12 protein-coding genes are annotated in these 11,036 nt (G+C 43.8%); 9 read left to right on the forward strand and 3 right to left on the reverse strand.

All coding sequences use genetic code 11. The annotated features are described in order from the left end of the window. Positions 1-171 precede the first annotated feature (171 nt). On the forward strand, positions 172-1,575 hold the full coding sequence (nrfA, locus tag L5L77_RS04590) for an ammonia-forming nitrite reductase cytochrome c552 subunit (RefSeq protein ID WP_263184477.1): 1,404 nt from the start codon (positions 172-174) through the stop codon (positions 1,573-1,575). Between the two features lie 155 nt (positions 1,576-1,730). On the opposite strand, the gene L5L77_RS04595 is transcribed toward nrfA, so the two are convergent. Further along, positions 1,731-2,273 (reverse strand): hydrolase, encoded by a 543-nt coding sequence (locus L5L77_RS04595; RefSeq protein WP_263184476.1) that lies wholly within the window; start codon positions 2,271-2,273, stop codon positions 1,731-1,733. A gap of 344 nt (positions 2,274-2,617) precedes the next feature. Between L5L77_RS04595 and L5L77_RS04600 the strand changes: the two genes are divergently transcribed. The 5 genes from L5L77_RS04600 to aroG all read left to right on the forward strand — a co-directional run bounded on the left by L5L77_RS04600 (position 2,618) and on the right by aroG (position 7,462). Beyond that, positions 2,618-2,956 (forward strand): P-II family nitrogen regulator, encoded by a 339-nt coding sequence (locus L5L77_RS04600; protein WP_028761800.1) that lies wholly within the window; start codon positions 2,618-2,620, stop codon positions 2,954-2,956. Positions 2,957-2,966: 10 nt separating this feature from the next. Continuing rightward, on the forward strand, positions 2,967-4,217 hold the full coding sequence (locus L5L77_RS04605) for an ammonium transporter (RefSeq protein ID WP_028761801.1): 1,251 nt from the start codon (positions 2,967-2,969) through the stop codon (positions 4,215-4,217). A 178-nt stretch (positions 4,218-4,395) separates the two neighbouring features. Further along, the gene (locus L5L77_RS04610; RefSeq protein WP_168824642.1) at positions 4,396-4,734 is read left to right on the forward strand and encodes a hypothetical protein; all 339 of its coding nucleotides are present in this window, start codon (positions 4,396-4,398) and stop codon (positions 4,732-4,734) included. 127 nt (positions 4,735-4,861) lie between these two features. Further along, the gene (locus tag L5L77_RS04615; RefSeq protein WP_263184472.1) at positions 4,862-6,055 is read left to right on the forward strand and encodes a tetratricopeptide repeat protein; all 1,194 of its coding nucleotides are present in this window, start codon (positions 4,862-4,864) and stop codon (positions 6,053-6,055) included. Between the two features lie 351 nt (positions 6,056-6,406). Further along, positions 6,407-7,462 carry a 3-deoxy-7-phosphoheptulonate synthase AroG gene (aroG, locus tag L5L77_RS04620; protein WP_131525191.1) on the forward strand — a complete coding sequence of 352 codons (1,056 nt, stop codon included), beginning with the start codon at positions 6,407-6,409 and terminating at the stop codon, positions 7,460-7,462. Positions 7,463-7,565: 103 nt separating this feature from the next. On the opposite strand, the gene L5L77_RS04625 is transcribed toward aroG, so the two are convergent. Further along, positions 7,566-7,742, reverse strand: a complete 177-nt coding sequence (locus L5L77_RS04625; protein ID WP_105250227.1) for a hypothetical protein — start codon at positions 7,740-7,742, stop codon at positions 7,566-7,568. Positions 7,743-8,214: 472 nt separating this feature from the next. Between L5L77_RS04625 and L5L77_RS04630 the strand changes: the two genes are divergently transcribed. Continuing rightward, positions 8,215-10,011, forward strand: a complete 1,797-nt coding sequence (locus L5L77_RS04630; protein WP_263184471.1) for an ABCB family ABC transporter ATP-binding protein/permease — start codon at positions 8,215-8,217, stop codon at positions 10,009-10,011. Positions 10,012-10,090: 79 nt separating this feature from the next. Continuing rightward, positions 10,091-10,348 (forward strand): hypothetical protein, encoded by a 258-nt coding sequence (locus tag L5L77_RS04635; protein WP_105250225.1) that lies wholly within the window; start codon positions 10,091-10,093, stop codon positions 10,346-10,348. 108 nt (positions 10,349-10,456) lie between these two features. On the opposite strand, the gene L5L77_RS04640 is transcribed toward L5L77_RS04635, so the two are convergent. Further along, a complete protein-coding gene (locus tag L5L77_RS04640) occupies positions 10,457-10,666 on the reverse strand; it encodes a hypothetical protein (protein ID WP_105250224.1) in 210 nt (69 codons plus the stop codon). Between the two features lie 195 nt (positions 10,667-10,861). Here L5L77_RS04640 and L5L77_RS04645 point away from each other — a divergent pair. Next, on the forward strand, positions 10,862-11,036 hold a 175-nt coding region (locus L5L77_RS04645), incomplete at its 3' end, for a transposase (RefSeq protein WP_263148818.1).

Raw genomic sequence — 11,036 nt, forward strand, 5'->3', positions numbered from 1 at the left:
TAATACATTAACAAAAGTATAGAAATGTGAACAACAACACCTTTACATTTTGATCTAGCGCAAACTTCAACCTAGATACCCCCTAAGAGGTATATTTTTAGCAGGGTTAAATCACTAAGTTTGACCATGGAGATGTCGTGATTTACAACAATAATGCAACACGGAGATGAGATGATGAAGAAGATGACAGGTAAGTCCTTTGCACTGAGTGCACTGGTTGCCGCCAGCTTCATGGCAGCGGGCGCAATGGCGAGTGATAAAACAGAGCCTCGCAACGAAGTTTATAAAGATAAATTTAAGAATCAATACAGTAGCTGGCATGATACCGCTAAAAGTGAAGAACTAGTGGATGCACTTGCACAAGATCCTAATATGGTGATCTTATGGGCGGGTTATGGTTTTGCTAAAGATTATAATGCACCACGCGGCCACATGTATGCGGTAACTGACGTGCGTAACACGCTACGTACAGGTGCACCCGCTAATGCGGAAGATGGTCCTATGCCGATGGCATGTTGGAGCTGTAAGAGCCCTGACGTACCTCGCTTGATTGAAGAGCAAGGCGAAGATGGTTACTTCAAAGGTAAGTGGTCAAAGGGTGGCCCTGAAGTGACAAATACCATTGGTTGTGGTGATTGCCATGAAAAAAGCTCTCCAAAGTTACGTATTTCACGCCCTTATGCAGACCGTGCTTTTGAAGCTATAGGTACACCTTTCAGCAAAGCGTCTAAACAAGATAAAGAATCAATGGTATGTGCTCAGTGCCACGTTGAGTATTATTTTGAGAAAACTGACGACAAAAAGAATTTTGTTAAATTCCCTTGGGATATGGGTACAACAGTTGAAAAAATGGAAGTCTACTATGACTCAATCCAATTTTCTGATTGGACACACGCCCTTTCTAAGACACCAATGTTAAAAGCCCAGCATCCAGAGTATGAAACCTGGAAAATGGGTATTCATGGCATGAATAATGTGAGTTGCGTTGACTGTCACATGCCAAAAGTGACCAGTGCTGAAGGTAAGAAGTTTACCGATCATAAAGTGGGCAATCCATTCGACCGTTTTGAAGAAACCTGTGCAACTTGCCATAGCCAGACTAAAGAGTTTTTGGTTGGCGTGACTAATGAGCGTAAAGCCAAAGTCAAAGAAATGAAGTTGAAAGCGGAAGAGCAATTAGTCAAAGCACACTTTGAAGCAGAGGCTGCGTGGAAAGCTGGCGCAACTGAAGAAGAAATGAAACCCATACTGACAGATATCCGCCACTCACAATGGCGTTGGGATTTAGCGATTGCTTCCCATGGTGTTGCAGCTCACGCACCGGATGAAGCATTGCGTATTCTGGGAACTTCGGTAAGTAAAGCTGCTGATGCTCGTGTGAAGTTAGCGCAATTACTCGGTAAAAAAGGCATCACAGATCCTGTTGCGATTCCTGATATCTCTACTAAAGCTAAAGCACAAGCAGCCTTAGGTATGGACATGAAAAAGATGAATGCTGAGAAAGAAGCATTTAAGAAAGACATGTTACCTAAGTGGGATGAAGAAGCGAAAAAACGCGAAGCCACTTATAAGTAGGTTTTAATCAATCGCGGTTGAGTTTTCAATATGAGCTAACCCCTCATGTAAATAAAAGCCCTCGCTGACTCAGCGGGGGCTTTTTTATGGAAAAAAATATCGAGTAATGTCAGGCGTTGGTCATGCTGGCTGAAGAAATACCACGGGCTAAGTCGCTATTTGATCAGTTTTAATAACGCCCTAAACCGCTCGCCTTGGGCTTGATGTTGTAATTCAAATAATAACGATTCTACGTTAGTTAATAGGGCGCCCCTGGCCGTCATCATTTGGATCCCGAGTTGTTTATTCTCAGTACTGCGTGACGATACGCAATCGGCGACTAAATGCACCGAATATTGCTGCTCGATAAGGTCACAACAGGTTTGGTAAACACACACATGGGTTTCAATACCCGCGAGTATGACGTGTTTGCGATTCGTCTTAGTTAATGCCTTTGCAAACGCGTCACAGTGCCAGCCGCTAAAATGCTGCTTGGCAATGGGTGAGCTGGTTTTCGCAAGTAAGGTTTGCAGCTCAGGGCTAGTTGCTCCGAGTTTATCGGGTAGCTGTTCTAACCACAGTATGGGAATTTCAAATAATTGTGCGCCTTGGATTAAGGTCTGTAGTTGTTGATGCAGCTTGTCACTGTTATCCATGATTTGTGCAAGTTTTCCTTGCACATCGACGATAACGAGAACACATTCTTCTGGTTTTAACATCGGGCCTTCCTTCTGCGCTTGATGATTGTCTTAGTGATGATCTTCGCTTTTGTCTAAGAGCTTGTGTTGTGATGCTCAGATTTCATCTCGATTTACGCTTCCCCCAGTAGACCCTAATTTAACCTTGTTACCAATAGGCCTAAGGTCGAATAGCTGCCGCACTTAAACTGCTCACTAAAAGAGTGCATCGCACCAGTTAGTGCTCGATTATGGTGCGTTTTTAACCTTAAAAAATAGTGTTAAAAAATTTAAACCAATAATAATCAATAGATTAAATTGTTGGCCTAATGATTGAATTACCTTTGATACAAGTTAATAACAATCGCGTTTTTTTGGAGGTCAGGATGAAACTAGTCAGCGCTATCATCAAGCCGTTTAAGTTGGATGATGTCCGTGAAGCTATCGCCGGAATTGGTATTGAGGGCATGACGGTGACCGAAGTGAAAGGTTTTGGCCGTCAGAAAGGGCATACAGAGTTGTATCGCGGCGCCGAGTATCAGGTGGATTTTTTGCCAAAAGTAAAACTAGAAATTGCCACTAAGGCTGAAAATCTCGACATGTTGATTGAGGCCATTACCACTGCGGCCCATACGGGGAAAATTGGTGACGGTAAGATCTTCGTCGTTGATTTAGAACATGCTATCCGTATCCGTACGGGTGAACTTGATACTGAAGCGCTATAAGGGGCTGACAATGGAAGAATTAACGAAATTAGGCGGCACAGTCACTGAACTACGCTTTGCACTCGATACCTTTTACTTTTTGATTTCTGGCGCTTTAGTCATGTGGATGGCGGCGGGATTCGCTATGTTAGAAGCGGGTTTAGTTCGCTCTAAAAATACCACTGAAATTTTAACTAAGAACGTTGTGCTGTACGCGATTGCCTGTGTGATGTATCTGTTGGTTGGCTACAACATCATGTATGTGGATAACACTGAAGGTGGCTGGTTACCGTCAATTGGCACCTTAATTGGTTCGCAATCAGCAGATGCGAGCCATGCATTAGAATCTGACTTCTTCTTCCAAGTTGTATTTGTGGCAACGGCGATGTCAATTGTCTCTGGTGCTGTGGCGGAACGGATGAAGTTGTGGGCTTTCTTGTTCTTTTCTGTGGTGATGACAGCGGTTATCTATCCAGTAGAAGGTTATTGGACTTGGGGCCAAGGTTTTATCGCTAAACTGGGCTTTGTAGACTTTGCTGGTAGCGGTATTGTGCATATGACGGGGGCGACCGCGGCGATTGCTGGCGTGATATTGCTCGGTGCGCGTAAGGGTAAATACGGGCCTAATGGCCAAGTGAATCCTATTCCAGGCTCTAACTTGCCAATGGCAACCTTAGGTATGTTTATTCTGTGGATGGGCTGGTTTGGCTTTAACGGCGGCTCGCAATTAATGGTGTCGGATGCGGCGAATGCAAGCTCAGTGGCGAAAGTGTTTGTGAATACTAATACTGCAGCGGCTTTTGGTGCCATCTCAGCTCTTATCGTGTGTAAGATGATTTGGGGCAAAGCGGATTTGACCATGATCCTTAACGGTATTTTGGCTGGATTAGTGGCAATTACGGCAGATCCTCTCTCGCCTTCATTGTTAATGGCGGGTGTGATTGGTTTAGTGGCGGGCGGCGTGGTGGTGTTCTCGATTGTGGGCTTAGATCGCATTAAGATCGACGATCCCGTCGGTGCGATTTCAGTACATGGTGTGGCTGGTTTCCTTGGTTTAATGTGTGTGCCATTATCCAATGCCAATGCAACTATTACCGGACAGTTGACGGGGGCAGCGATCATTTTCACTTGGGTATTCTGCTCATCATTTGCAGTCTGGTATGTGATTAAGATAACCATGGGGATCCGTGTTACTGAGGAAGAAGAATACAACGGTATGGATGCTTCTGACTGCGGTATTGATGCCTATCCTGAGTTTGTTACGGTCAAAAATGCGGGCTGATTAAACTTGCACATTAACGCGTGATTCACCTTGATACTTAGCTTGGATCGAGGGATAGTGAAGCAGAGCCTAGGCTCTGCTTTTTTATGGGTAATCAATGTGATTGAAGTTTAAGCACTGGGTCGCAAGCTTAATTACTGAGCAATTCTGTTTTCTTGTATAAATTAAGGAGTGTTCTATGAGCTTGAATATAAAAACAATAGGTCAATTTTCGCGACTAAGTCTTATCGTCATTTCTGGCTGGATATCGGTTTCTGCCTTTGCAGGAGAAGTGATCGTTAATCGCTCAAGTGAGCCTGTCGATGCCTTTGCCGTGCGTGATCAAGTGCTCAAGGATTTTGAATGGCAGGAGTCGCTTCGTCGCCAGCAGCAAATCCAAATTTTGCAGGCTTTACCCTCAGGTTGCGTTACAGTCATGAAACCCTATCGACATTTTACCTGTGGGGAGCATAACTATCGGCCGTATGATTATCAGCAGCGTGAGTTATACATAGAAGTTGACCGACCTTCACAATAGTTAATTCGTTAAATTATTTGCAATTATTTTCAATCGATCGCGATTATCATTTTTTGTAACCATTTTATGTCGTCTTTTTCACCATTTGTAATAAGCTCAAATAGGAGCTAATGGTGTGGGAGGGCGTATGTCGAAACTATTCCGAGCCGTATACTTGAGTACGATCTTGAGCGTTGTATTCAGTCAATTGTTTGCTTGTAGCTCGACGACCATTGAGCCTAATCCGTCGGATCTTGAGTCGTTACTTGCCGATTCACTGTTTACCCCTGTGGCCGATATTCCTTCTGTTGCGGATATCTTTTATCTGCCCCCCGAGGTTGTGACAGACGTAAAACGTCGCTATGGGATATACACTTTGTCACATAATAACAACATGTTAGCCAATGAATGGCTAGCTAGTTATATCAATGCGAGTCAAACCAATAGCGCTAACATTGATTTTCTATATCAAGATAATCTGACCCAAATTGCCCGTGAAACCTATGCCCAAAGGGCGGGTAATTGCATGTCTTTAGTGGTCATGACTTCTGCGTTAGCGGACATATTGAATGTGAGTGCTGAGTATCAAGATATTGCGATAGAACCCGTATGGGATAAGCAAGGTGATTTCTATTTAATCAATGGGCATGTGAATTTACGCTTACGTCCACCTGAAAACGCACATTCAGTTTATGTGTCATCTACCGCAGTTTTAGTGGACTTTATGCCAGAGCGAGCTCTACGGGGATACGGTAAAACCCAAGTGGATCGGCAGACCTTAATCAGCATGTTTTACAACAATATGGCGGCAGAGTCTTTGGTGAACGGTGATTTAGACAGGGCCTATGCCTTGATTAAAGTGGGTTTAAAAGTCGGCCAGTTTGTGCCTTCACTCAACACGCTCGCCATTATTTACCGGCATAAAGGTGATGAAAAGCGGGCCGAACAGGTTTATCGCTATGCACTCAAGTTTGATGCGAAAAATCTGACAACGCTTTATAACTTAGCCTTGATTTTAGGGGATCAGGGGCGGCTTGATGAATGGGCCGAAATTAATAAAGTGCTTGAATTAGCGCGAATACGTAATCCCTATTATTACTATGACATGGGGCAGCAAGCCTATGATGAGCATCAATACGATGAAGCCTTGGCTTGGTATCAAAGGGCGTTGGCAAAAGCGGATTATCGTCATGAGTTCTTCTTCGGTTTATCTAAAACCTACTGGGCGCTGGGGGACGAAAAGCGTGCCAAACTGAATATGGATAAAGCCTTGGCTTTGAGCCGAGATGAGTCAGAGCGTCAACGCTATCAGAGCAAGTTACAAGTCATGTTACAGCATTAGCATTTGTCCGCTTTTTTCTATTGAGAGTTGGCCATCAATTATGCTTATTACGGGTAAACATCTTTGCTTGCTAATATAGGGCACCTAAATACACTTGCAGCAAATATGTTTATTCCTTTTTATCCGCCATATTCGATTTTGTTCATCAAGGCTGTGAGTTAGCTGGCATATTTGAATTTTTATTTTTTTAAAATATATTAAAACAATAAGTTATATTTGATTTTTTGAAATGGAGACAACTTGGTTGCATTGGCGCTTGAGACTCGATAAATTGAACTCAGTATTGCAGTTGAGATCCCTTATCGCAGCGATAGAAATAGCCTAAAACACCAGCGTTGGAGCAGTAAAATTATGTATTACCAAAATGATGACGTTCGCATTAAAGAAGTAAAAGAGTTACTTCCACCTATCGCGATTCTTGAACGATTTCCTGCTTCCGAAAAAGCCTCTGCGACTGTGTTTAATGCGCGTAATAGTATCCATAATATTCTGGCTAAGTCTGATGATCGTCTATTAGTGGTGATTGGGCCTTGTTCTATCCACGATCCCAAAGCTGCGTTGGAATATGGACAGCGTTTGGTCTCACTGCGTGAACGTTATAAAGATCAACTCGAAATTGTGATGCGAGTGTATTTTGAAAAACCAAGAACCACAGTGGGTTGGAAGGGGCTGATTAACGATCCTTACATGGATAACAGCTTTAAACTCAATGATGGTTTACGCACCGCCCGTAAATTATTAGTGGATTTGAACGACAGCGGTATGCCAACCGCGGGTGAGTTTCTTGACATGATCACCCCACAATATATGGCTGATTTAATGTGCTGGGGAGCCATTGGCGCCCGTACGACAGAATCTCAAGTACACAGAGAGTTAGCCTCGGGTCTTTCTTGTCCGGTCGGCTTTAAAAATGGTACTGATGGTACGATCAAAGTTGCTATTGATGCGATAGGTGCTGCCAATGCACCACACCATTTTTTATCTGTGACTAAGTTGGGCCATTCGGCGATCGTTTCGACTAAGGGCAATCCTGATTGCCACATTATTTTACGGGGGGGCCGCGAGCCCAATTATAGCGCGCCGCATGTCACTGAGATTAGCCAGCAATTGTTAAAAGCAAAGCTTGCCGACAACATCATGATCGACTTTAGCCATGCGAATAGTAGTAAAGAGTATCAACGTCAGTTAGTGGTTGCTGAAGATGTTGCTGGACAAGTGGCGGCGGGAAATACTGCTATTTTTGGTGTTATGGTAGAAAGCCATTTAGTGGAAGGTCGTCAAGATCTTATTGAAGGTCAAGAGTTATGCTATGGGCAGAGTATTACCGATGCGTGTATTGGTTGGGATGATACCGAGCGTCTGTTAGCCATTTTGAACCAAAGCATTATCGAACGCCGTCAGGTTTAATTGTCTGCTCGAGCGAACATAAACCGCAACTATACCTGAGTTAGCCGTTAACGATTGCGGGTTAAGTAAAAACAAAGGCGCTATCCCGGCGCCTTTGTTTTATCTATTTATTGCTTATTTCAACAATGTATTCATTTGCTTTGGCTAAGCTACCAAAGGCGGCAATAAGGTTGTTTCTACCTTTATCTTGTATCTCTGGATTGCCTGATTCGATCATCATCCACACCCAAGTTTGGATCAGTGGTAATGGCGGGTATTGAACTTTAGCGGAATCCAACATAAAGCTTCCTTTGATCTTAATTTAATTTGTTTGTCTTAATGTTCTCGCTAGAACTTGGGCGTATGAATCGCAAAATCTAGCGCGTAGAGGTTAACAAATTCTATTGATTTGTATAACCGCCTCCATGGCATTTTGGGCAAAACTGCAAAAATAATCAACAGCAGCAACTCTGTGCCAAGCCTTCTTCCATTGCACTCTTATCCTCCTACATACGGCTCTGAGGTTAAGTAAAACGGTACATGCCTGAACACAAATCAGTATAAATTCATTTATTGTGAATACGCCAGTGTAATGCGTAAGTATGATGTTTTGACTTTAAATGCAATCAAAATAGCAGCTGAGTATGTCGTGAATAAGTCTATTTGTCTGTCAGGATAATCTGATTGATTTTATTCAGACTTTGCTAGTTTCGCTTAGCTTATGTTCGGTGTGAACTGTTACAATTGGCATAACTCATTCAAGGTTATGTCTTATGCGCCCAACGTTATATTTTGAAGGTCCAGTCGATAAATTAAACTGGCACGTCATGAAACTGCTTTGGCCTTACTTATTGGAATACAAAGGTCGTATTGCGCTGGCGATGTCATGCCTCATCATCGCTAAGCTGACCAGCGTGGCTCTACCTTTTATTCTGAAGCATTTGGTCGACACCTTAGATGCCGATAAAACCGCGCAAGCCCTCAGTGTGCCCGTAGGATTAGTGTTGGCCTATGGTGCGGTACGTTTACTAACGGCGATTACGGGGGAGATCCGCGATACCTTGTTTGGCCGCGTAACCGAGCGGGCGATCCGCCGTTTAGGCTTAGCAGTATTCGACCATTTACACCGACTGGACCTCGACTTTCATCTAGAGCGCAAAACCGGTGGCCTATCCCGCGATATTGAACGCGGCACCAGCGGCGTGAGTTTCCTCATGCGTTTTATGGTGTTCAACATAGTGCCAACCTTGCTCGAAATTGTCATGGTGATCGGCATTTTCTTCTATAACTATGGCATTGCGTTTGCGGCTATCACTTTTGTTGCTGTGCTGGCTTATATTATTTTTTCTGTGGTCGCGACCGAATGGCGTACTGAGTATGTACGTGATGCGGCCAAGGCTGACTCGTTATCGAATACCCGCGCCATCGACAGCTTGCTGAACTATGAAACGGTGAAGTATTTTAATAATGAAAAGTATGAGTCGCAGCGCTATGACCAAGCGCTTGAACAGTGGGAAGTCGCCAAACGTAAAAACCGCTTATCTTTGTTTGCGCTCAATGGTGGACAAGCTGTCATTATCGCTTTGGCGATGACGGCTATGATGGCGTTGGCGGCATACAGAGTTACTTATGGCGATATGACCTTAGGTGATTTTGTGTTGATTAATGCGTTTATGATGCAGCTCTTTTTACCCCTTAACTTCTTAGGTTTTGTGTATCGCGAAATTCGCGGCGCGTTAGCCAATATTGAGCGCATGTTTAGCCTACTTGATAAACATCCTATGATAGTCGACTTACCCCAAGCACTCGATTTTCAACCCACTAAGGGTGAGTTGATATTTGAAAATGTTAATTTTAGCTACGATGAGCGGCAAATTCTGCGGGACGTGAGCTTTAAGGTTGAAGCCGGTAAAAAGGTGGCTGTTGTAGGTGATAGTGGTGCAGGTAAATCGACCCTGATTAAACTGCTATTTCGATTTTACGATGTGGACCAAGGTGCGATTAAAATCGATGGACAAGATATCCGCCATCTCACCCAAGATGCGCTGCGGCGTGCCATTGCCATAGTGCCGCAGGATACTGTGCTGTTTAACGATTCATTAGTCGAAAATATACGTTATGGTCGCCCAAGCGCGACGGATGAAGAGGTGCGTAACGCTATTAAATTAGCGCACTTAGAGCAATTTATTGCATCACTTGCCCTTGGTTGGGACACAAAGGTGGGTGAACGCGGCTTAAAGCTATCTGGCGGAGAAAAACAGCGGGTCGCGATAGCAAGGGCCATTTTGAAGGGCTCGCCAGTGCTGGTGTTTGATGAGGCGACATCTTCACTCGATAGTCGCTCCGAGCAAGCTATTTTGTCGGCACTGCGGGAAGTCGCTAAGGGGCACACTAGCCTAGTGGTGGCTCATAGGTTATCGACCATAGTTGATGCCGATCAAATAGTCGTATTAAGCCAAGGAGAAATAGTTGAGCAAGGTAATCATCAGACTTTGCTGTTGGCAAATGGTCTCTATGCCAAATTATGGCGGATACAAAATGAGCAACAACATACTCATCTGAGCAGTTAATAGCGTAATACAGTTCAGTCTTTATTCAGCTTCGGCTCTCTATACTCAATGCCAACACATCAATCGGAAGAGATCTGGCATGGAAAATATTACACTGAGAGCTAATATTGAAGGCAAAGAAGAAAAAGTCGCCACTGATTGGTATGCCATCATGGCGACATTGAAAAAACGTGGTGTTGATTATGATTCATTGCAACGCATTCATGCTGAATTGAATGCGGGCCTGTTGGTTACTACTCGGCGACTTACCTTGGCTAAAGTCAATCCAGAAATGGTGCTGGCAGGTGTGATCCGCGATATGAACGCGCCGACAAGTGACTTTATGGGTATGCGTTAGGTGTGTTCGCTAGTGCTTTAGTACAGTTTAGGTGAGAACGTCCGAGAATAGAGGTGAGCCTCTATTCTTGATGCTCTAGAGAGACTCCAGAGATAAAATATGGCTGAATTAAGCTACGCCGTTCAACTTCCCCGCTTTCCAACCTTCACATAAAAGATTCAATTTAGGTACTGACTCATCTATCAAAGTGAGTCGAATGATCTGCCCTTCGCGAAAACACACTAGTTCACCTTCGATCTCGGTCAGGCGATTACAGCTCTTACAGCTAGTGCTTACAGTTTTACTGGCGGGCAGTTGGCTTACGAAGCTAGATTTCAAAGTGTTTCCTTAAGTTCAATTGTGGGTAAGACATTTGAATAATGTCTCACGTCACGGATCTTACCTCTTTTGTGATACGCATTCAAATATACCTTATGTAAACCCTATATAGACGAAAGTTTGTAGTGGCACACTAATTTTGGCCACCTAAATAGAGGTGATATTATTACCTCGTAGATGACTTTAGGTGAACACATGAGATCGACAACCAGAAAAACATTTAGTGCTGAATTCAAACTTGAAGCTGCCCAATTAGTCCTCGATAAAAACCATAGCATCATCGAAGCTGCAAAGGCGATGAACGTAGGTAAATCCACTATGGATAAATGGGTGAGACAGTTAAAACTAGAACGCCAGGGTGGCACACCAA

Source organism: Shewanella sp. SM29, from assembly GCF_025654245.1.
Classification (GTDB): domain Bacteria; phylum Pseudomonadota; class Gammaproteobacteria; order Enterobacterales; family Shewanellaceae; genus Shewanella; species Shewanella oncorhynchi.

Bases quoted from the DNA above. Each gene is read 5' to 3' on its own strand.
- L5L77_RS04625 (WP_105250227.1), bottom strand. From the start codon at position 7,742: ATGTTGGATTCCGCTAAAGTTCAATACCCGCCATTACCACTGATCCAA.
- L5L77_RS04635 (WP_105250225.1), top strand. From the start codon at position 10,091: ATGGAAAATATTACACTGAGAGCTAATATTGAAGGCAAAGAAGAAAAA.
- L5L77_RS04600 (WP_028761800.1), top strand. From the start codon at position 2,618: ATGAAACTAGTCAGCGCTATCATCAAGCCGTTTAAGTTGGATGATGTC.
- L5L77_RS04595 (WP_263184476.1), bottom strand. From the start codon at position 2,273: ATGTTAAAACCAGAAGAATGTGTTCTCGTTATCGTCGATGTGCAAGGA.
- nrfA (WP_263184477.1), top strand. From the start codon at position 172: ATGATGAAGAAGATGACAGGTAAGTCCTTTGCACTGAGTGCACTGGTT.
- L5L77_RS04610 (WP_168824642.1), top strand. From the start codon at position 4,396: ATGAGCTTGAATATAAAAACAATAGGTCAATTTTCGCGACTAAGTCTT.
- L5L77_RS04605 (WP_028761801.1), top strand. From the start codon at position 2,967: ATGGAAGAATTAACGAAATTAGGCGGCACAGTCACTGAACTACGCTTT.
- L5L77_RS04615 (WP_263184472.1), top strand. From the start codon at position 4,862: ATGTCGAAACTATTCCGAGCCGTATACTTGAGTACGATCTTGAGCGTT.
- aroG (WP_131525191.1), top strand. From the start codon at position 6,407: ATGTATTACCAAAATGATGACGTTCGCATTAAAGAAGTAAAAGAGTTA.
- L5L77_RS04630 (WP_263184471.1), top strand. From the start codon at position 8,215: ATGCGCCCAACGTTATATTTTGAAGGTCCAGTCGATAAATTAAACTGG.